The organism is Citrobacter cronae (assembly GCF_016893685.1).
GTDB classification, from domain to species: domain Bacteria; phylum Pseudomonadota; class Gammaproteobacteria; order Enterobacterales; family Enterobacteriaceae; genus Citrobacter; species Citrobacter werkmanii.
This window is the reverse complement of the sequence record NZ_CP069763.1, coordinates 2155472-2177125: the sequence shown is the minus strand read 5'-3', so window position 1 is coordinate 2177125 and position 21654 is coordinate 2155472. Positions and strand designations below refer to the sequence as shown.

The window sequence follows — 21654 nt, the reverse complement described above, 5'->3', positions numbered from 1 at the left end:
GGATTAGTTTCCGCCGAACATATCCTTAATCCAACCCGCTACGCCGTCGCTGTCTTTCTTCTCTTGCTGCGCCGGTTGCTGCTGTTGAGGCTGCTGTTGCTGCGGCTGTTGAGAAGATTGATCGAACGGATTACCCGACTGCTGCAGCATTTCCCCCTGCTGACACAGTGAGTCAGGATCGGTGGTCCATACTGGCAGCGTGCGCATCCCACCACTACACACGAAGTTGCCGTCATAGTCCACGCCCATATCCACCACATCCTCCGGTGGCGTCAGCACCAGCGGGGTTGGAGTCTGGTTAGCCAGATAACGCTGATAAATCGACATCGCGCCGCTGGCACCGTACAGCTTGGTTGGCTGGTTGTTATCACGGCCCACCCAGGTGATGGTCACCTGGCTGCCGTCAATCCCGGCGAACCAGGTATCGACGTTGTTGTTGGTGGTCCCGGTTTTACCCGCCAGATGCAGCCCAGGATACTTCGCGCCAAGCTGGCGGCCTGTACCACGCTGAACCACCTGCTGCATGGTCCACAGCGTCATATACGCCGCCTGCGCCGGAACGGCACGCTCAGCCTGCGGGAAGCTCTGGTATAACACCGTGCCATCTTCGGCAATTACCGAACGCAGCGCCGACAGCGGCGCGCGGTTCCCACCGCTGGCAATAGTCTGGAACGCCTGCGCCACTTCGATTGGCGTCAGGTTCAGCGCCCCCAGCAACATAGCCGGAACCGGGTTAAGCTGATCTTTCGGCGCGCCCAGCTTCAGCCAGGTATCGGTCACGGCAGGCAAGCCCAGCGCCATCCCCAGATTCACCGTGGGTACGTTCATCGAGCGCGTTAACGCGTCCACCAGCATCACTTTACCGCTTTCGCTATAGCGACGGTCATCGTTCTGCGGCGACCACACCTGGCCGTTCGGCTGACGCAGCGCAATTGGCGCATCGGCAATCCAGGTATTCAGGCGGTACAGCTTCGGCTGGCTGAGCGCCGTCAGATAGGTCGCCGGCTTCGCCAGAGAACCAATTGAACGACGCGCCTGCATCGCACGGTTATAGCCCGCGAACTGCGGCTCTGCCCCACCGACCATGGCGCGAACTTCGCCGCTAAAGCGATCAACCACCACAATCGCCGTTTCCAGATCGCTCAGCTTACGTTGTTTCTTCAGCACCGGAATGCCTTCCACCGCCGCTTTTTCTGCAGCGTCCTGCGCCACGGAATCAAAGGTGGTGAAAATTTTCACGCCGGAGAGATCTTTAACTTTATCGCCCAGCTTCGCCTGTAGCTCCTGGCGCACCATCTGCATAAACGCTGGCTGTGGGGAGATCACCCCGCCGCGCGGTTGCACGCCTAACGGACGCGCGCTCAGCATGTCATACAGATCCTGGTCGATAATCTGCTGCTGTTGCAGCAGACGCAGCACCAGGTTACGACGCTCCAGCGCCAGCTTCGGGTTACGCCACGGGTTATAAATCGACGCCCCTTTCACCATCCCAACCAGCAGTGCCTGTTGGTCGAGGCTTAACTCTTCCACCGGACGTCCGAAGTAATACAAGCTCGCCAGCGGGAAGCCACGGATCTCGTTGTCACCGCTCTGGCCGAGATAGACTTCGTTCATGTACAGCTCAAGAATGCGGTCTTTGCTGTAACGCGCATCCATGATCAGCGCCATATAGGCTTCGTTGGCTTTACGCCAGTAGGAGCGCTCGCTGGAGAGGAACAGGTTCTTCACCAACTGCTGGGTCAGCGTACTGGCCCCCTGTACAGTACGACCTGCCGTCAGGTTCGCCAGCACCGCACGGCCAATGGAATAGAGACTGATCCCGTCGTGCTCATAGAAGTGACGGTCTTCTGTCGCCAATAGCGTGTCCACCAGCAGATCCGGGAAGCCGCTACGCGGGACAAACAGGCGCTGCTCGCCGTTTGGTGAAGAGAGCATGGTGATCAGACGCGGATCGAGACGGAAGAAACCGAACTGGCGGTTGTTATCCATATTCTCGATGGTGTCCAGATGATCGCCGTCAAAGGTCAGACGCGCGCGCACCTGCCCTTCTTTGCTGTCCGGGAAGTCAAACGGGCGACGAATCATCTCAATGCTCTTCGCCTGTACGGTGAATTCGCCCGGACGCGTCATCTTCGTCACCTGACGATACTGCGTGGCCTCCAGCAGCTTCACCATCTCGTTCTTGCCGATGGGCATTTCTGGCTCAAGGTTAACCATGCGGCCATATACCGCCGCCGGAAGTTGCCAGACTTTGCCATCAATACGGCTACGAATTTTTTGGTCCAGATACACGCCGTAAATGGCGATCAGCACCAAAAAGACAATCGACAGTTTTACCAGCAGCCAGAACCAGCCGCGCTTACCACGAGGCTTACGCCCTTTGCCCTTACCCTTACGCGGCATCGGTTCTTCATCCTCATAGTCATCATCATCATAATCGTCGTCATACTCTTCATCTCTGAGTTGACGACGGCTCACCTTTTGTTTTACCGGACGCGATGGTTTCCCTTTACGTCCAATTGGCTCGCGGTCATTCCCCGCCATGCTTTTTCTCCGCAACATTCAGGCGCAAGGGCCCGATTCTCTGTTCTTCCGTCCTGCGACAGAAGAAGAAATCTCTCAATTATTACCGCTCTTTCGCCGGATGCGGCATAACGCCTTATCCGGCCTACAGCTACATTACGAATACTTTTTGGTGCGCCGCGTTGGCGCGGTATTCGCCGGATCGTCCGGCCAGACGTGTTTCGGATAACGCCCTTTCATCTCTTTTTGCACCTCGCGGTACGATCCCTGCCAGAACGCGCTCAGATCGCTGGTCACCTGTAGCGGTCGTTGGGCCGGAGACAGCAGCTCCAGCACCAGCGGAACGCGGCCCTGAGCGATGGTTGGAGTCCTCGCTTCGCCAAACATTTCCTGCATCCGCACCGCCAGCGCAGGAGGATTATCTTCATGATAGCGAATGGCAATCCGACTCCCCGTCGGCACAGTGTAATGCGCCGGCAGTTCACTATCCAGACGTTGCAGCATTGACCAGTCCAGCAAACCGCGCAATGCCTGACCCACATTTAATGCTTTTAACGCGCGTAAAGAGTGCACACCGCTCATGTGCGGCAACAGCCAGGTCTCCAGCGTCGCCAGCAGAGAATCTTCATCTACCGCGGGCCAGTCATATTCTGGCAACCAGGTCGCCGCACAGTGCAAACGCAGCCGAAACTGCTCGGCCTCCGGCGTCCAGTTGAGCATACTTAGCCCTTTATCGCGAATGCCATTCAACATCGCCTGGTGCAACTCCTCTTCCGAGGGTTTAGCCAGCGGCTGGACTTTTACCGTGAGCTGACCAATGCGCGAGCGGCGTAAGGCTTTTAATGTGCCCTGGGTTTCATCCCACTCGATAGTGTCGGACTGCTGGAGCAGTTCAGGACACGTCTGCATCAGCACGTCAATCTCCAGCGGCAGGGCCAGCAGAATACGCGCATCCGGCGAAGCGCTGCCCTGTAGCAACAACGGCGCTATCAGCCATTCATGGCGTCCGGAAGCGTCATCAGCATCCAACATTGCGCCCATACCATTAGCCAGTTGATAACGCCCTTCCTGCCCGCGTCGACGCGCGATCCGGTCGGCAAACGCCTGCGCCAGCAACGGGGAAAGCAGCGTACTGTCGGGCTGTCCGCTGCGAACATTGAGCCGTTTCAGCAATTGCTGGCTGCGCTGCTGCCAGGCGGGGTGATTGCGTGAAAACGCCGCAGCCAGATCGGTACAGCCACCACGCGGCGGCTCCTCCAGAATCGCTGCCAGTTTTGCCGCCGTTGCCGCTTCGGTATCATTGCTGGCGCTGACCAGCATCGCCGCCAGGCGAGGATCGTTCCCCAACATCGCCATTTTCTGCCCGCGAGCGCTGAGCCTGTCACCCGCAAGCGCACCCAGCATCTGCAACAGTTGTTTTGCCGCCTGCAGGTTGATAGCAGGCGGCGTATCCAGCCAGTTTAGTTGCGCGGGATCGGTGCATCCCCATTGCAGCAACTCCATTAGCAGCCCGGACAGATCGCTCTGTAATATCTCCGGCTCCCCTTGCGAAGCCGCTCTTTCCGCCTGCTCTTTGGCCAGCAGATGCAGACAAATTCCGGGTTCCAGACGCCCTGCGCGTCCCGCTCGCTGCGTCATCGAGGCCTGACTGATGCGCTGGGTAATCAGTCGCGTCAGTCCAGTGCGCGCGTCATAGCGCGCCACGCGCTCCTGAGCGCAGTCTACCACCAGCCGAATACCTTCAATCGTTAAGCTGGTTTCAGCAATGTTGGTGGCCAGCACCACTTTGCGCTGGCCTTGCGGCGCGGGCAAAATCGCCTGACGCTGCTCGGCAAGCGTCAGCGCGCCATACAGTGGGCACAGCACAACATCGCTGCCCACACGCGTTGCCAGATGCTCCTGCACGCGCTGGATTTCCCCAACGCCCGGTAAAAACAGCAGCAGCGACCCGCTTTCATAGCGCAGTAGCTCCGCCGTGGCTATCGCCACCGCTTCGTCAAAACGCAGATGTGCCGCCAGCGGTTGATACCGTCGCTCGACCGGAAATGTGCGGCCTTCAGAGATAATCATGGGCGCATCGGGCAATAACTGCTGCAAGCGCCCGTTATCGAGCGTTGCGGACATGATCAACAGTTTCAGATCGTCACGCAGACCTTGCTGTACATCCAGCAGCAGCGCCAGCGCCAGGTCGGCCTGCAGACTCCGTTCGTGAAATTCATCGAGGATCACTAACCCGACGTCCGTGAGTTCGGGGTCGCGTTGGATCATGCGCGTCAGGACGCCTTCCGTAACCACTTCCAGCCGGGTCTGCGGCCCCACGCAGCTTTGCGCGCGCATGCGATACCCCACGGTCTCGCCGGGCTTTTCGTTCAGCAACTCCGACAACCGCTGCGCCACATTGCGTGCCGCCAGACGGCGCGGCTCCAGCAAAATTATCCGCCCCTTGATGCCACCATGCTCAAGCAGTCGCAACGGTAGCCAGGTCGATTTCCCGGCACCGGTCGGCGCGGTCAGCAGCACCTGCGGCGAGGCATCAAGGGCGGTAAGCAGTGCAGGCACTACGGCGGCAACGGGCAACGACGTCACAAATGGCTCCAGAGGGTTAACATTCTTCGCGCTGCATTGTAGCATCGCGTTAATTCATAACCGAGTATCCATCATGTCTGAGCCAAAAAGGCTGTTCTTTGCGATTGAATTGCCTGCCGAGGTTCGGGAGCAGTTAATCCACTGGCGAGCCGCGCAATTCCCTCCTGAAGCAGGCCGTCCCGTCGCCGCCGAGAATCTGCATCTGACGTTGGCCTTTTTAGGTGATGTCAGCGCAGAGAAGCAACAGGCGTTGTCGCAGCTAGCCGGACGCATTCGCCAGCCCGGTTTTACGCTCAAACTGGATGATGCCGGGCAATGGCTGCGTTCGCGAGTAGTATGGCTGGGGATGCGTCAGCCGCCGCGCGGACTGTTACAACTGGCGAATATGCTGCGGGCGCAGGCCTCACGCAGCGGGTGCTATCAAAGCCCACAGCCGTTTCACCCGCATATCACGCTGCTGCGCGATGCCGGACACGCGGTTCCCATTCCGCCCCCCGGCTTTGGCTGGTCGTTCCCGGTCACCGGGTTTGCGCTCTATTCCTCCACATTCACGCGGGGGCGTACGCGTTACACGCAGTTGCAACGCTGGATGCTGACTGAATAATCAAAGGGACTGTTCATGCAATTTTCTCCACCTTTACAACCGGCTACGCTCATCCAGCGCTACAAGCGTTTTTTAGCGGATGTGATCACACCGGATGGCACAACGTTAACGTTACACTGCCCAAATACCGGCGCGATGACCGGATGCGCAACGCCAGGTGATACCGTCTGGTATTCAACATCAGAAAATACCAAACGGAAATACCCGCATACCTGGGAATTAACGCAAACGCAATCCGGGGCATTTATTTGTGTTAATACGCTGTGGGCGAACAGATTAGCGAAAGAGGCGATTCAGCAGTCGCTAATTTCAGAAGTTTCAGGCTATAGCATATTGAAAAGTGAAGTAAAATACGGCGCCGAAGGGAGTCGTATAGACTTTTTGTTACAGGCGGATTCCCGACCTGACTGCTATATTGAAGTGAAATCAGTCACGTTGGCGGAAAAAGATCAGGGTTATTTTCCCGATGCCATCACTGAACGAGGTCAGAAACATCTTCGGGAATTGATGAGCGTAGCGGCTGAAGGTAAGCGGGCGGTGATATTTTTCGCTGTGCTACATTCAGCCATTACACGGTTTTCACCCGCGCGCCATATTGATACGAAATATGCGCAATTATTGGTCGAAGCTCGGCAAAAGGGGGTCGAAATTCTGGTTTATAAAGCGGAACTTTCTGCCCATGGTATGACTCTTAAAGAGCCGTTGCCCATTACCTTGTAATGGTGTAAACATCTGGTTAATTAATATTCTGGGCGCGTGTGCAAATACGCTTTTCCTCACAGGGTTGTCAAGTGTTACGTTTAGATAATTGCTATCCGGAAAAGCATCTGCTATTTATAGCGACCTGATTTTTCCCCCGAACATGGGGATCGATAGTGCGTGTTAAGGAGAAGCAACATGCAAGAAGGGCAAAACCGTAAAACATCGTCCCTGAGTATTCTCGCCATCGCTGGGGTGGAGCCGTACCAGGAGAAACCGGGCGAAGAGTATATGAACGAAGCCCAGCTGTCGCACTTCAGGCGTATTCTTGAGGCATGGCGTAATCAACTTAGGGATGAAGTCGATCGCACCGTATCTCATATGCAAGACGAAGCGGCTAACTTCCCTGATCCGGTGGACCGCGCCGCGCAGGAAGAAGAATTCAGCCTTGAGCTGCGTAACCGTGACCGTGAGCGCAAACTGATCAAAAAGATCGAGAAGACGCTGAAGAAGGTAGAAGACGAAGATTTCGGCTACTGCGAATCATGCGGCGTAGAAATTGGTATTCGCCGTCTGGAAGCGCGTCCGACAGCCGATCTGTGTATCGACTGCAAAACGCTGGCAGAAATCCGCGAAAAACAAATGGCAGGTTAATTCCGGTCATTTTTACCACGTTTACTACAGGCGGGAGTTTCTCCCGCCTTATTATTTGTTAGTCCGCAAAATGAGCGATTCACACTATATTGGCCGCTTCGCCCCCTCCCCTTCCGGCGAACTGCACTTCGGTTCACTCATTGCCGCCCTCGGGAGCTACCTGCAGGCCCGTGCCCGGCGCGGCATCTGGCGAGTACGTATTGAAGACATTGACCCCCCTCGTGAAGTTCCCGGTGCTGCAGAGACGATTCTGCGTCAGCTGGAACATTACGGCCTGCACTGGGATGGCGAAATTTTATGGCAATCCCAGCGTCATGAAGCCTACCGAGAGGCGCTTAGCTGGCTGCATCAGCAGGATCTGAGCTATTACTGCACCTGTACACGGGCGCGTATTCAAAGCGTCGGCGGTATTTACGACGGCCACTGCCGTGAGTTACGCCTCGGGCCAGAGCAGGCGGCTGTCCGCATCAAGCAACGTCGCCCCGTGCTGCAGTTTACTGACCGGCTACGCGGTGTAATTCAGGCTGACCCGCAACTTGCTGGCGAAGATTTTATTATTCACCGCCGCGACGGGCTGTTTGCCTATAACCTCGCGGTAGTGGTAGATGACCATTTCCAGGGCGTGACGGAAATTGTGCGCGGCGCCGATCTCATAGAACCGACGGTGCGGCAAATTTCGTTGTATCAGCAGTTTGGCTGGCAGGCGCCAGACTATATTCATCTGCCGCTGGCGCTTAACGAACAAGGCGCTAAACTTTCCAAACAAAATCATGCACCTGCCCTGCCGCAAGGCGATCCACGTCCGGTGATTATTGCCGCGCTGCGCTTTCTCGGCCAGCGTGCGGATATCGCGTGGCAGGAAATGCAGGTCGATCAGATCCTTCAGTTTGCCGTCAAAAACTGGAGTCTGACAACGGTGCCAGAATCAGCGATCGTAAATACGCCATTCTCAAATGCGCCACGCTGAGCTATGATTAGCCGCTATTTTTACACAGCAACACTTGTTCTGATTGAAGTTTGACACTACCGAGGTGCACTATTTTTACCCGAGTCGCTAATTTTTGCCGCAAGGTGCTAAGCCGCGAGGAGCGCGAGGCCGAGCTTGCCGTCGCCCGTCCACATATGACGGTAATCCCGCGTGAGCAGCACTCAATCTCCCGCAAAGATATCAGTGAAAATGCCCTGAAGGTAATGTACAGGCTCAATAAGGCCGGATACGAGGCATGGCTGGTTGGCGGGGGCGTGCGCGATCTTTTGCTGGGCAAAAAGCCAAAAGATTTTGATGTCACCACTAACGCAACGCCGGATCAGGTGCGAAAACTGTTTCGCAACTGTCGTCTGGTCGGTCGCCGTTTCCGCCTTGCGCATGTGATGTTTGGCCCGGAAATTATCGAAGTGGCGACCTTTCGCGGCCATCATGAAGGCAGCGAAGCCGATCGCACCACGTCGCAACGCGGGCAAAACGGTATGCTGCTGCGCGATAACATCTTTGGCTCCATTGAAGAAGATGCCCAGCGTCGCGATTTCACGATCAACAGCCTGTATTACAGCGTGGCCGATTTCACCGTGCGTGATTACGTCGGTGGCATGCAGGATCTCGAAGAAGGCATCATTCGCCTGATCGGTAATCCGGAAACGCGCTATCGCGAAGATCCCGTACGTATGCTGCGCGCCGTGCGCTTTGCCGCCAAGCTCGACATGCGTATCAGCCCGGAAACCGCAGAGCCGATCCCGCGTCTGGCAACGCTGTTGAACGACATTCCTCCCGCACGCCTGTTTGAAGAAGCACTCAAGCTGTTACAGGCGGGCTATGGGTATGAAACCTATAAAAAACTGCGTGAGTACAGCCTGTTCCAGCCGCTGTTCCCAACCATTACGCGCTACTTCACCGAAGACGGTGACAGCCCGATGGAACGCATTATCGCCCAGGTGCTGAAGAATACCGATAACCGCATTAACAATGATATGCGCGTTAACCCGGCGTTCTTGTTCGCCGCCATGTTCTGGTATCCGTTACTGGAAGCCGCGCAGAAAATCGCGCAAGAAAGCGGCCTGGCCTATTACGACGCTTTCGCACTGGCAATGAATGACGTACTCGACGAAGCCTGTCGCTCGCTGGCAATCCCGAAACGATTAACCTCGCTGACCCGCGATATCTGGCAGTTGCAGTTACGCATGTCCCGTCGTCAGGGCAAACGCGCCTGGAAGCTGATGGAACATCCGAAGTTCCGCGCCGCCTACGACCTGCTGGCCCTGCGTGCAGAAGTGGAAAACAACGCCGAGCTGCAGCGTCTGGCTCAATGGTGGGGTGAATTCCAGGTTTCAGCGCCGCCGGAGCAAAAAGGCATGCTGAACGAGCTGGATGAAGAGCCTGAACGTCGTCGTCATCGTCGCCCACGTAAACGCGCGCCACGCCGCGAGGGCTCCGCGTGACCAATCGCGAATACCCAATGGATTTCGGGTTGCATCAAGGCGGCGACACAGCGAACTCCCGGGAGCGTACATCAGTACGTGACTGGGATGAGCGAGGAAAGCCAACACAGATGCAGCTTGAAAGACGACGGGTATATATCGCTATTGGCAGCAACCTCGCCTCCCCGCTGGAACAGGTGAATGCTGCCGTACAGGCGATCGGTGAAATTCCCGACAGCCGCATTGTGGCCGTCTCTTCATTTTACCGCACACCGCCATTAGGCCCACAGGATCAGCCCGATTACCTGAACGCCGCCGTGGCGCTGGATACCGCTCTCGCCCCAGAAGAATTGCTTAACCATACCCAGCGCATTGAGCTGCAACAGGGGCGTGTGCGCAAGGCCGAACGCTGGGGTCCGCGTACGCTGGATCTCGACATTATGCTGTTTGGCGATGAAGTGATTAACACCGACCGTCTGACCGTGCCGCACTACGACATGAAAAAGCGGGGCTTTATGCTGTGGCCGCTGTTTGAGATCGCCCCTGATCTGATCTTTCCGGATGGTATCAGCCTGCATCAGCATCTCACCCATCTTGGTGCGGCAAAACCCGCCCACTGGTAAAACATAGCCTCCCCTTTAGCGTTTACTGCTTTAGCGCCAAACGATTGCTTAAATCAATTGCCCCCCTGAATGTGACTGTTAGAATGCCGGTAAATATGACTTTCATCATCAGGAAATGTTATGAAACCGACCACCATTTCGCTGTTACAGAAATGCAAACAGGAAAAGAAACGCTTCGCCACCATTACCGCGTACGATTACAGCTTCGCCAAATTATTCGCCGATGAAGGCATCAACGTGATGCTGGTGGGCGACTCACTGGGCATGACAATTCAGGGGCACGACTCCACCCTGCCGGTCAACGTGGAAGATATCGCCTACCACACCCGCGCCGTTCGCCGTGGCGCGCCGAACTGCCTGCTGCTCTCCGACCTGCCGTTTATGGCTTATGCCACGCCGGAACAGACGTTTGAAAACGCGGCCATCGTGATGCGTGCGGGGGCCAATATGGTCAAGATTGAAGGCGGCGCATGGTTGGTTGATACGGTGAAAATGCTCACCGAACGCGCCGTCCCGGTTTGTGGTCATCTGGGGCTGACGCCGCAATCGGTGAATATCTTCGGCGGCTATAAAATTCAGGGCCGCGGCGACGCCGGGCAGGTACTGCTGGATGACGCGCTGGCCTTAGAAGCGGCAGGCGCTCAACTGTTGGTGCTGGAATGCGTGCCGGTTGAACTGGCGAAGCGCGTTACTGAAGCGCTGTCGATTCCGGTGATCGGCATCGGCGCGGGCAACGTCACCGATGGTCAGATCCTGGTAATGCACGATGCGTTTGGCATCACCGGCGGTCATATTCCAAAATTCGCGAAAAATTTCCTTGCCGAAGCGGGCGACATGCGCGCCGCCGTACGGCAGTATATGGCAGAAGTGGAGTCCGGCGTTTATCCGGGCGAAGAACACAGTTTCCATTAAGGAGTCCAGGTGTGTTAATTATCGAAACCCTGCCGCTGCTGCGTCAGCATATCCGTCGTCTGCGCCAGGAAGGCAAACGTGTCGCATTGGTTCCCTCTATGGGCAATCTGCACGACGGCCACATGAAACTGGTCGATGAGGCAAAAGCCCGAGCTGATGTGGTCATCGTCAGCATTTTCGTCAATCCGATGCAATTCGACAGACCGGAAGATTTGGTGCGCTATCCGCGCACGCTGCAGGAAGACTGCGAAAAACTGAACAAGCGCAAAGTCGATTATGTCTTTGCTCCAGCCGTTGAGGAAATCTACCCGCAGGGGCTGGAAGGCCAGACGTACGTTGATGTTCCCGGCCTCTCTACCATGCTGGAAGGCGCCAGCCGTCCGGGCCACTTCCGCGGCGTCTCAACTATCGTCAGCAAGCTGTTCAACCTGATCCAGCCGGATATCGCCTGCTTTGGCGAGAAGGATTTCCAGCAACTGGCGCTGATTCGCAAAATGGTCGCCGATCTGGGCTACGACATTGAGATAGTCGGCGTGCCGATTATCCGCGCCAAAGATGGTCTGGCGCTCAGCTCGCGTAACGGGTATCTGACGGCAGAGCAGCGTAAAATCGCCCCAGGATTATACAAAGTGATGAGCGGCATCGGCGAAAAGTTACAGGCCGGTGAGCGTGACCTGGACGAGATGATTGCCATTGCAGCGCAAGAACTGAATGAAAAAGGCTTCCGCGCCGACGACATTCAGATCCGCGATGCCGACACGCTGCTTGAACTCACCGAAAACAGCAAACGTGCGGTCATTCTGGTCGCCGCATGGCTGGGACAGGCGCGTTTGATCGATAATCAAAGCGTTACATTAGCCCAGTAGACAGGGGTTAAAAATCGGGCAATACTGCCTGAGAATTTCCAAAGCAGGCTTCAAGCGCCTGCTTAGTCAAGATAAACGACAGGGTATAGAAGTTATGATTCGCACCATGCTGCAAGGCAAGCTCCACCGCGTAAAAGTCACGCAGGCGGACCTGCACTACGAAGGTTCCTGTGCCATTGACCAGGATTTCCTCGATGCCTCCGGTATTCTGGAAAACGAAGCGATTGATATCTGGAACGTGACCAATGGGAAACGTTTCTCAACCTATGCGATTGCGGCTGAACGCGGCTCCAAAATCATCTCGGTGAACGGTGCGGCGGCGCATTGCGCTGAGGTTGGCGACATTGTGATTATCGCCAGCTTCGTCACCATGTCTGATGAAGAAGCCCGGACATGGCGGCCGAAAGTGGCCTACTTTGAAGGCGACAACGAAATGAAGCGCACCGCGAAAGCTATTCCGGTCCAGGTTGCCTGATAGTCCTTACCCCTGCGGCTGATTGACGATCAGCCGCGACATCGTTTCCAGCGAATCCGTGCGTAAAATATACAGCCTTTTGAGCAGCATCGGATTATCGCCCGGCTTCACCTTCCCTCTCACCGTAGTTACCGCCATGTGAAATCCCGCATCGCCCGCCGCTTTTACCGCCGTGGCGTTATAACCGCCAAACGGATATGAAAGATACAGGACGTGAGGATTGAACTGGGACAGCGCCCGCCGCGAACGGGCAAAATCGAACAGAATGTTGTGATAGTTGCGGCTCAGCAGGATCGGCCGATGATAAGCGTCCACTCGATGTAAAAAATGGGTATGCGACTGGAAGTCAAACACATCCCTGATCCCATTCAGTTCAGAGACGCTCATAAACTGTAGCGATTTCGGATCCCACTTCTGCGGATGGCGCTTAATGCGTGACGAGATGATAAACGCCGTCGCCTTCATGCCGTTCTGTTTCAACACCGGATAAGCATAACGACTCACCGACTTCAGACCATCGTCGAAAGTCAGCACCACCGCCCGCGCCGGGAGGTTCATATTGTTGCGTACATAGCCTTCCAGTTGATACATCGTCAGCGTCGTGTAGCCGCGATCGTGTAGCCAGGCCATCTGGTTGCTAAAAGCGCGTACGGAGGTTGTGGTGGAGGTGTGACGAAAGCGGGTATTCTCTTCATCACGCAGAATATGATGATAGGTTAACACCGGGATGCCGTTGTCTTCCTGCGCATCCAGAGCACTGATATAGGCCAGTCTGCCGCCAATGCGGATCTGGTACCACGTCTGGTTGAGTCGGTCTTTAAGCTTACTGATTATGGGATAGCGCAGATTATCCGCCAGCACGCCAAACGGGGCGCTACCGACATCCGGGGCATTATAAACCGGTGTATCTTTCCAGGTAATCAGGCTTTGATTGCTGAGGGGTTTATTGAGATCGCCCAAACCATCGTCAACCTTCTGCCGCCCCTGAACAGGCTCCAGATGCCCCTTATCAATAAATCCGGTACCAAAGCCAAAGGTGAATTCGTAATAGTCAGCCGCTATCGGCTCTACGGCAAGGATCTGCCCGGCGCGAACATTCCCCACCGTCACCATTTTGTCACCTATCTGCGCCCACACGGCAGCCGCTTCGGTAGTTTGCATGTAGCGAGCAGGCAAAGCCGCAGCTACGCTGCCAGAAGACAGGAGCAACAAAATAAGCACAACGCGCATAACCATATGAGATAACCGAACCGAGGCGAGAAACCTCGGCTATTGTAGCAAAAGCGCCATCAATACCAACGATTAATACTCGTACAAATCATGCTTCAACACGAAGGGGGGATTTTTTTGTTGTTGATGCCAGAGGCTTGAGACTTCCGGCCCGCCAAGCGTAACAATGCAATCGCGAAACGCAGAGCTGCTCATTGATTCCCGCGACGAAAGCATTCGCTCAAGCAATGAATAGCTGATACCTGAAATCACTTCACACTGGGGGTGTTTGTGGCTCATTAACGAGGCCACGCGGTACGGTGCGGCCCCCGCGGTATCCGTCAGGAAGATCACGCCCTCGCCTGAGTCAGTAGCATGCAGGGCGTGACACATCATGCGGCTCAGCATATTTGAGCTGAGCCCACGCCAAAAACTTACCGCCTGGCATTGGGCCAACGGGCCGTGCTTCTGCTCCAGACGATGCAGCATATCCTGTGCCTTATCGTCATGACAAGTAATTACCCAACCTAACATTGCCTTCCTCCTTAGCAGGCAAGTAGTTTATCAATGTGATAAATCCATAATGGTGATAAGCGTCAAAAGTCTTCCTCTCCCGAGCAGAGAGAGGAAGAAAGAATTAACTGCGCAAACCGCGTCCACGCTGGATCAGGTACCAGCACAGCAAATAAAACACCGCGATGAACACCACCAGCACGCCAAACGTGGTGACCAGCGGAACATCATGGATACCCAGGAAGCCGTAGCGGAATCCGCTGATCATGTAGACAATTGGGTTCAGGTGCGACAGCCCCTGCCAGAACGGCGGCAGCAGCGTTAACGAATAGAATACGCCCCCCAGGTAGGTCAGTGGTGTTAGTACGAAGGTTGGGATCAGGCTGATATCGTCAAAGGTTTTGGCGAAGACTGCATTCAGTAAGCCCGCCAGCGAGAACAGTATCGCGGTCAGCACCAATGTGAGCGCTACAAACACCCACGAATGTACCTGGAACGGCACAAAGAACAGCGATACCGCGGTAACCAGAATGCCCACGCACAGCCCGCGAGCCACGCCGCCGCCGACAAAACCAGCGATAATGACGTGCGTCGGTACCGGAGCGACCAGCAGTTCTTCAATATTGCGTTGAAACTTGGCGCTAAAGAATGACGATGCCACGTTAGCGTACGAGTTGGTGATTACAGCCATCATAATCAGCCCCGGCACAATAAACTGCATGTAGCTAAAACCATGCATTTCGCCGATACGCGAGCCAATCAAATTACCAAAAATAATAAAATAGAGCGTCATGGTGATGACGGGAGGAACCAGAGTCTGGACCCAGATACGCATAAAGCGGTGGATCTCTTTCGCCCAGATGCTTTTCAGCGCAACCCAATACAGCTGCATCATGCGCGATCTCCTTGTTTTTCATGCACCAGAGAAACAAACAGTTCTTCCAGTCGGTTCGCTTTGTTACGCATACTTAATACCTGAATACCCTGGGCGCTCAGTTGTGAGAACACGCTGTTAACCCCTTGCTCACGCAGAACTTCCACTTCCAGCGTCGAGGTATCAACCAGACGATACTGATACCCTTCCAGTTTTGGCAGCGGGCTTTTCGGCGCCAGATCGAGAATAAAGGTTTCTGATTTCAGTTTAGAGAGCAGGCTCTTCATGGAGGTATTTTCCACCAGCTCGCCGTGCTGAATAATACCGATATTGCGACACAGCATTTCCGCTTCTTCGAGATAGTGGGTGGTCAGAATAATTGTGGTGCCTTTGTCATTTAAATCTTTTAAAAAGCCCCACATTGAACGACGTAGCTCAATGTCGACGCCCGCCGTCGGTTCGTCGAGAATCAACAGCTTTGGCTCATGCATCAGCGCACGAGCGATCATCAGACGACGTTTCATCCCGCCGGAAAGCATACGCGCACGTTCGTTACGCTTTTCCCACAAGTCGAGCTGTTTTAGATATATTTCGCTACGCTTAACGGCTTCTTTATGCTCAACGCCGTAGTAACCTGCCTGGTTGACCACGATCTGCTGCACGGTTTCAAACGGGTTAAAGTTAAACTCCTGCGGCACCAGACCAAGCTGACGTTTAGCGTTAACCGTATCTTTATCGAGATCGTATCCGAAGACGCTTACCCGTCCGGAAGTTTTATTCACCAGCGAACTGATAATGCCGATGGTGGTGGATTTACCTGCGCCATTCGGTCCCAAAAGCGCATAAAAATCACCCGCTTCGACTTGCAAATCTATGCCGCGTAGCGCCTGCACGCCACCGGGATAGGTTTTCTTAAGTTCTTGAAGTTCCAGAGCAATGGTCATGGTTTTTTACTTACCTTACGTTCTGACATTTCATATATAGTTTAATTAATGCTGGAGTTACCCTATATTAGCCCATCGAATTTATCTGGTTTCGGGTCGTACAACTCCATGAAAGACATAGATACACTCATCAGCAACAATGCACTATGGTCAAAGATGCTGGTAGAAGAGGATCCCGGATTTTTTGAAACGCTGACACATGCGCAGAATCCACGTTTTCTATGGATTGGATGTTCCGATAGCCGCGTTCCCGCTGAACGATTGACCGGTCTGGAACCGGGCGAATTATTCGTCCACCGTAATGTTGCCAATCTGGTTATTCACACCGACCTGAACTGCCTCTCAGTGGTTCAGTATGCGGTGGATGTGCTGGAAGTGGAACATATTATTATTTGCGGCCACTACGGATGCGGCGGCGTCCAGGCGGCTATTGAAAATAAAGAACAGGGGCTGATTGATAACTGGTTACTGCATATTCGCGATATCTGGTTTAAACACAGCTCACTGCTGGGCGAAATGCCGCAGGAACGCCGCATGGACACGCTGTGCGAACTGAATGTCATGGAGCAGGTCTATAACCTGGGTCATTCAACGATTATGCGATCCGCCTGGAAGCGCGGTCAGAAAGTCACGATTCACGGCTGGGCCTACGGTATTCATGATGGCCTGCTGCGCGATCTCGACGTCACCGCCACCAGCCGCGAAACGCTGGAGCAGCGCTATCGCCAGGGCTTATCTAACCTCAGCCAGAAACACTGCAACCATAAATAATGTGACATTGCCGGGAGGCGGCTATGCCTTACCCGGCCTACAAACCTGCGCCGTAGGCCTGACAAGCGAAGCGCCATCAGGCACTCCAGCCAATTACTCGTCCAGCAGCACTACTTTGCCAACGTACGGCAGATGGCGATAACGCTGGGCATAGTCAATGCCGTAGCCGACCACAAACTCATCTGGAATAGAGAATCCGATAAACTCAACCGGGACATCCACTTCACGACGGGAAGGTTTATCCAGCAGCGTACAGATAGCCAGGGATTTCGGCTCGCGCAGGCTCAGAATCTCACGCACTTTAGACAGCGTGTTGCCGGAGTCGATGATGTCTTCAACAATCAGCACGTCTTTGCCACGAATGTCTTCATCCAGGTCTTTCAGGATTTTAACATCACGCGTGGTAGACATTCCGCTGCCATAACTGGATGCAGTCATGAAATCGACTTCGTGGGAGACATGCACTTCACGGCACAGGTCCGCCATAAACATAAATGAGCCGCGTAACAGACCAACCAGCACCATATCGCTGCCGCTGTCCTTATAACGTTCGTTAATCTGACGTCCCAGTTCAGCAATACGCGCTTTGATCTCCGCTTCCGGGATCATGACTTCAACAGTATGTTTCATATCTCTAACCATATGATTTAAAAACAAATCACTCAATGCTTACTTTTAATAAGCGAGCATCTAAGCGCAAGGCACGCAGTATACCAGCAAAAGCATTCATCCGCGGCATCTGTTGATAAAGTTCATTGTGTGACAATCATCACGCGTTTTAACTCCTATAATTAACTGCTATTAAAGAAATAACACCTGTGATGGTATTTTTTATGGCAAATAACAACGTACGATCCCAACGACTTATCGTGACACTGAGTGCTCTGTTCGCCGCACTTTGTGGACTCTATCTCCTGATTGGCGGAGGCTGGCTGGTCGCCATCGGTGGCTCCTGGTATTACCCTATTGCGGGTCTGGCCATGCTCGGCGTGGCCTTCCTGCTATGGCGTAGTCAACGCTCCGCGCTTTGGCTGTATGCCGTCCTGCTTCTCGCCACTATGATTTGGGGCGTATGGGAAGTCGGGTTTGATTTCTGGGCATTAACACCGCGTAGCGATATCCTGGTCTTCTTCGGTATCTGGCTGATTCTGCCGTTCGTCTGGCGCCATCTGATCGTACCTTCCAGCGGGGCGGTAACAGCGCTGGTCGTCGCACTACTGATTAGCGGCGGGATCCTGACCTGGGCGGGTTTCAACGATCCGCAGGAAATACACGGCACGCTGAGCGCGGATACCACCCCGGCCGAAGCAATTTCACCCGTGGCCGACGAGGACTGGCCCGCTTACGGACGCAATCAGGAAGGTCAACGCTACTCACCGTTAAAACAAATTAACGCCGACAACGTACATCAATTGAAAGAAGCCTGGGTATTTCGTACCGGTGATTTAAAACAGCCGAACGATCCGGGTGAAATCACCAATGAAGTCACGCCGATCAAAGTTGGTGATACGCTCTATCTGTGTACCGCCCACCAGCGTCTGTTTGCACTTGATGCGGCGAGTGGTAAAGAGAAGTGGCATTTCGATCCGCAACTCAATACCAACACCTCTTTCCAGCACGTGACCTGTCGCGGCGTTTCTTATCATGAAGCACGGGCCGATAACGCCAGCCCGGAAGTGGTTGCTGACTGTCCGCGCCGCATCATCCTGCCGGTGAACGATGGCCGTCTGTTTGCCCTGAACGCGGAAACCGGCAAGCTGTGCGCAACCTTCGCCAATAAAGGCATCCTTAACTTACAGACCAACATGCCGGATACCACGCCGGGTCTGTATGAGCCGACGTCGCCGCCCATCATTACTGATAAAACCATCGTGATTGCCGGGTCGGTGACCGATAACTTCTCCACCCGCGAAACCTCCGGCGTTATCCGTGGTTTCGATGTGAATACCGGTAAGCTGCTGTGGGCGTTCGATCCAGGCGCCAAAGATCCCAATTTCATCCCGTCAGATGAACATACGTTCACCTTTAACTCACCCAACTCCTGGGCCCCTGCGGCCTATGACGCGAAGCTGGATCTGGTGTATCTGCCCATGGGCGTCACCACTCCGGACATCTGGGGCGGTAACCGCACGCCGGAACAGGAACGTTATGCCAGCGCCATCCTGGCGTTAAATGCCACGACCGGGAAATTGGCCTGGAGCTATCAAACCGTTCATCACGATCTATGGGATATGGACTTACCGGCGCAGCCGACGCTGGCGGATATCACCGTTAAAGGGCAGAAAGTCCCGGTCATTTACGCCCCGGCGAAAACCGGTAACATCTTCGTGCTCGACCGCCGTAATGGTGAACTGGTGGTACCTGCCCCGGAAAAACCGGTGCCTCAGGGCGCAGCCAAAGGTGATTACGTCAGCAAAACCCAGCCGTTCTCCGATCTCACCTTCCGTCCGCAGAAAGATTTGAGCGGTGCGGATATGTGGGGCGCCACCATGTTCGACCAGTTGGTGTGTCGCGTGATGTTCCACCAACTGCGTTATGAGGGCATCTTCACCCCGCCTTCAGAGCAGGGTACGCTGGTGTTCCCTGGCAACCTGGGGATGTTTGAATGGGGCGGCATCTCCGTTGATCCTAACCGTCAGGTGGCGATTGCCAACCCGATGGCCTTGCCGTTTGTATCGAAGCTGATCCCACGCGGCCCAGGCAATCCGATGGAGCCGCCGAAAGATGCCAAAGGCACCGGCACAGAATCAGGGATTCAGCCACAGTACGGCGTGCCGTTCGGCGTCACGCTGAATCCGTTCCTGTCGCCATTTGGCCTGCCGTGTAAGCAGCCAGCCTGGGGCTACATCTCCGCCGTGGATCTGAAGACCAATGAAGTGGTGTGGAAAAAACGTATTGGCACACCGCAGGACAGCATGCCGTTCCCAATGCCGGTTCAGCTGCCGTTCAATATGGGAATGCCAATGCTGGGGGGGCCTATTTCCACCGCCGGTAACGTGCTGTTCATTGCCGCGACCGCCGACAACTATCTGCGCGCCTACAACATGAGTAACGGTGAGAAATTGTGGCAAGGTCGTCTACCGGCAGGTGGACAGGCGACACCGATGACCTATGAAGTGAATGGCAAACAGTATGTGGTGATCTCCGCCGGAGGCCACGGGTCGTTTGGCACGAAGATGGGCGATTATATCGTGGCGTACGCGTTGCCGGACGAGGCTAAATAACTGAAAAGCCCGGCGGCGCTATGCTTACCGGGCCTACGGATGCGACATACAGGCCGGGTAAGGCGAAGCCGCCACCCGGCTTTTTTTATACCGTGAATCCGAGCATCATGCCGGTATCTTCATGCTCTAACAAATGGCAATGCGCCATATAGGCATGCTCTTTCGGCGCATTGTGGTCAAACTTCACCAGCACCTCGCTGACGCCGCCTTCTACCCGTACCGTGTCCTTCCATCCCGCGCGGTGCGCGGCAGGCGCTTTGCCATTCTCAGACAAAATGCGGAACTGGGTGCCGTGAATATGGAACGGATGCAGCATCATGTCGCCCTGACCAGAAATCACCCAGCGCTCATGCTGACCTTTCGCCGCGGCGAACATGGGTTTATTCATATCAAACGCCAGACCGTTAATCCGGTTGGCATTATGGAAATCAAATGATCCCGTCTGCTTCATGTTGCCATGCTGCATATTCCCCATGTTGCCATGGTTCATATTGCCATGATTCATCTTCCCGTGGCCCATATTGTCATTATTCATATGGTCCATCATCTTCCCATGATCCATACCCGCCATCGCCTGACCGCCGTATTTCTTCATCAGCATTTGCATGCCCATCATGTCGAGCATCGGATCCATAGACAGCTGTAGTTTGCGCACCGTCAGGCCATCCAGTGACGGCAATGACGGCATGGATGTCAGCGAATCAGGCAGCGTTGCGGAAGCGGTAATCAGCAGCGGCTGAACGCGCATCACCGGGTGCGGCTTATCAAATGGCGCAACCGCCATCCCCATCTGGCTGACAGGAAGAGTGACCAGATCAAACGCCTTACCGTCGCTCACATCCACCAGCACTTCAAAGCGCTCGCCCATCAGCATGGGAAGTTCAGTTACTTTGACCGGTTCAGCCAACAGTCCACCATCGCTGGCAATAACGTACAGAGGACGATTGTCGCTGGCGGCAATATTCAGCGAGCGAGCGTTACACCCGTTCAGCAGGCGCAAACGCAGCCAACCGCGCGGCGCGGCATGCTGAGGATAAATCGCGCCGTTGGTCAGCAGCGTATCGCCAAACCAGCCGACGGCAGCGGTCATCATGTCCAGTTGATAGTTGATCTGTCCATCGGCGGAAAACTGCTTATCCTGAATAATCACCGGCACATCATCTATGCCCCACTGCTTCGGCAGTAGTAGTTTGTGAATCTCTTCATCTTCAATCAGCACCAGTCCGGCCAGCCCCATCGCCACCTGACGACCGGTTTTGCCATGCTGATGCGGGTGGAACCAACAGGTTGCTGCCCGTTGATCCGGGGTGAAAGTGACAGAGCGTTTCCCGCCTGCCGGGATAATACCTTGCGGCCCACCGTCAACTTCACCAGGAATTTCCAGTCCGTGCCAGTGCAACGTCGTCTCTTCGGCAAGCTGGTTGTGGATATCCACCGTCACCGATTGCCCTTTGTTCAGCTTTAGCGCCGGTCCGAGCAAATTGCCGTTATATCCCCACGTCGTGGCGGTTTTACCTGCAAAGCTCGACTGCCCGACTTGTGCAATCAACTGAATGCGATTAGAAGCATCGGCGGTTAACAGGTCTGGAATGGGCAATGCCGGACGGTCGGCGGCAAATACGCTACGGCTCCATAGAGGTAATGCTGACGCGACGCCCAGCGCCACGGAGTACTTTAAAAAGTCACGACGTTGCATAATCACTTCCTTATATTCAGCAGCTTAAGCAGGCTATCTTTTAAGCATAAGCCTTCCCCTTACGGGAAG

General features: G+C 54.9%; 19 protein-coding genes. 11 read left to right on the top strand and 8 right to left on the bottom strand.

What is annotated here, in order from left to right; all coding sequences use genetic code 11:
- Nucleotides 1–3: 3 nt before the first annotated feature.
- Both mrcB and hrpB read right to left on the bottom strand, forming a co-directional pair.
- Nucleotides 4–2544, bottom strand: coding sequence for a bifunctional glycosyl transferase/transpeptidase (gene mrcB / locus JSN25_RS09300; protein ID WP_085048287.1), 2541 nt, complete (start codon nucleotides 2542–2544; stop codon nucleotides 4–6).
- A 135-nt stretch (nucleotides 2545–2679) separates the two neighbouring features.
- The gene (gene hrpB, locus JSN25_RS09295) at nucleotides 2680–5109 is read right to left on the bottom strand and encodes an ATP-dependent helicase HrpB (protein WP_204525649.1); all 2430 of its coding nucleotides are present in this window, start codon (nucleotides 5107–5109) and stop codon (nucleotides 2680–2682) included.
- A gap of 73 nt (nucleotides 5110–5182) precedes the next feature.
- Between hrpB and thpR the strand changes: the two genes are divergently transcribed.
- The 9 genes from thpR to panD all read left to right on the top strand — a co-directional run bounded on the left by thpR (nucleotide 5183) and on the right by panD (nucleotide 12354).
- Nucleotides 5183–5713: an RNA 2',3'-cyclic phosphodiesterase gene (gene thpR, locus JSN25_RS09290; RefSeq protein ID WP_038637344.1), complete on the top strand. Its 531-nt coding sequence runs from the start codon at nucleotides 5183–5185 to the stop codon at nucleotides 5711–5713.
- A 15-nt stretch (nucleotides 5714–5728) separates the two neighbouring features.
- Entirely contained in the window at nucleotides 5729–6433 is a 705-nt protein-coding gene (gene sfsA, locus JSN25_RS09285; RefSeq protein WP_038637342.1) for a DNA/RNA nuclease SfsA, read from the top strand.
- A gap of 177 nt (nucleotides 6434–6610) precedes the next feature.
- Nucleotides 6611–7066 (top strand): RNA polymerase-binding protein DksA, encoded by a 456-nt coding sequence (dksA, locus tag JSN25_RS09280; protein ID WP_003018625.1) that lies wholly within the window; start codon nucleotides 6611–6613, stop codon nucleotides 7064–7066.
- A 70-nt stretch (nucleotides 7067–7136) separates the two neighbouring features.
- On the top strand, nucleotides 7137–8033 hold the full coding sequence (gene gluQRS / locus JSN25_RS09275; protein ID WP_069324033.1) for a tRNA glutamyl-Q(34) synthetase GluQRS: 897 nt from the start codon (nucleotides 7137–7139) through the stop codon (nucleotides 8031–8033).
- Between the two features lie 71 nt (nucleotides 8034–8104).
- A complete protein-coding gene (gene pcnB / locus JSN25_RS09270; protein WP_204525718.1) occupies nucleotides 8105–9499 on the top strand; it encodes a polynucleotide adenylyltransferase PcnB in 1395 nt (464 codons plus the stop codon).
- 110 nt (nucleotides 9500–9609) lie between these two features.
- Nucleotides 9610–10101 carry a 2-amino-4-hydroxy-6-hydroxymethyldihydropteridine diphosphokinase gene (gene folK / locus JSN25_RS09265; RefSeq protein ID WP_199979810.1) on the top strand — a complete coding sequence of 164 codons (492 nt, stop codon included), beginning with the start codon at nucleotides 9610–9612 and terminating at the stop codon, nucleotides 10099–10101.
- Between the two features lie 120 nt (nucleotides 10102–10221).
- Nucleotides 10222–11013 carry a 3-methyl-2-oxobutanoate hydroxymethyltransferase gene (panB, locus tag JSN25_RS09260; protein WP_204525648.1) on the top strand — a complete coding sequence of 264 codons (792 nt, stop codon included), beginning with the start codon at nucleotides 10222–10224 and terminating at the stop codon, nucleotides 11011–11013.
- Between the two features lie 11 nt (nucleotides 11014–11024).
- Nucleotides 11025–11879, top strand: coding sequence for a pantoate--beta-alanine ligase (gene panC / locus JSN25_RS09255; RefSeq protein WP_085048292.1), 855 nt, complete (start codon nucleotides 11025–11027; stop codon nucleotides 11877–11879).
- Between the two features lie 94 nt (nucleotides 11880–11973).
- Complete coding sequence (panD, locus tag JSN25_RS09250; protein WP_023178331.1) at nucleotides 11974–12354, top strand: aspartate 1-decarboxylase; 381 nt, start codon at nucleotides 11974–11976, stop codon at nucleotides 12352–12354.
- A gap of 6 nt (nucleotides 12355–12360) precedes the next feature.
- Here the strand turns inward: panD and JSN25_RS09245 are convergent, their stop codons facing one another.
- The 4 genes from JSN25_RS09245 to JSN25_RS09230 all read right to left on the bottom strand — a co-directional run bounded on the left by JSN25_RS09245 (nucleotide 12361) and on the right by JSN25_RS09230 (nucleotide 15894).
- A complete protein-coding gene (locus JSN25_RS09245; protein ID WP_085048293.1) occupies nucleotides 12361–13590 on the bottom strand; it encodes a polysaccharide deacetylase family protein in 1230 nt (409 codons plus the stop codon).
- 66 nt (nucleotides 13591–13656) lie between these two features.
- On the bottom strand, nucleotides 13657–14097 hold the full coding sequence (locus JSN25_RS09240; protein ID WP_038637318.1) for a PTS sugar transporter subunit IIA: 441 nt from the start codon (nucleotides 14095–14097) through the stop codon (nucleotides 13657–13659).
- A gap of 103 nt (nucleotides 14098–14200) precedes the next feature.
- Complete coding sequence (locus JSN25_RS09235) at nucleotides 14201–14971, bottom strand: ABC transporter permease (RefSeq protein ID WP_038637314.1); 771 nt, start codon at nucleotides 14969–14971, stop codon at nucleotides 14201–14203.
- On the bottom strand, nucleotides 14968–15894 hold the full coding sequence (locus JSN25_RS09230; RefSeq protein WP_038637310.1) for an ABC transporter ATP-binding protein: 927 nt from the start codon (nucleotides 15892–15894) through the stop codon (nucleotides 14968–14970). The genes JSN25_RS09235 and JSN25_RS09230 overlap by 4 nt, the downstream gene beginning before the upstream one ends.
- 108 nt (nucleotides 15895–16002) lie before the next feature.
- Between JSN25_RS09230 and can the strand changes: the two genes are divergently transcribed.
- Nucleotides 16003–16665 (top strand): carbonate dehydratase, encoded by a 663-nt coding sequence (can, locus tag JSN25_RS09225; RefSeq protein WP_038637306.1) that lies wholly within the window; start codon nucleotides 16003–16005, stop codon nucleotides 16663–16665.
- Between the two features lie 93 nt (nucleotides 16666–16758).
- Here the strand turns inward: can and hpt are convergent, their stop codons facing one another.
- Nucleotides 16759–17295, bottom strand: a complete 537-nt coding sequence (gene hpt, locus JSN25_RS09220; protein WP_042312274.1) for a hypoxanthine phosphoribosyltransferase — start codon at nucleotides 17293–17295, stop codon at nucleotides 16759–16761.
- A 203-nt stretch (nucleotides 17296–17498) separates the two neighbouring features.
- Between hpt and JSN25_RS09215 the strand changes: the two genes are divergently transcribed.
- Nucleotides 17499–19889 carry a glucose/quinate/shikimate family membrane-bound PQQ-dependent dehydrogenase gene (locus tag JSN25_RS09215; RefSeq protein ID WP_204525647.1) on the top strand — a complete coding sequence of 797 codons (2391 nt, stop codon included), beginning with the start codon at nucleotides 17499–17501 and terminating at the stop codon, nucleotides 19887–19889.
- 85 nt (nucleotides 19890–19974) lie between these two features.
- Here the strand turns inward: JSN25_RS09215 and cueO are convergent, their stop codons facing one another.
- On the bottom strand, nucleotides 19975–21585 hold the full coding sequence (gene cueO / locus JSN25_RS09210; protein ID WP_087857673.1) for a multicopper oxidase CueO: 1611 nt from the start codon (nucleotides 21583–21585) through the stop codon (nucleotides 19975–19977).
- Nucleotides 21586–21654 lie beyond the last annotated feature (69 nt).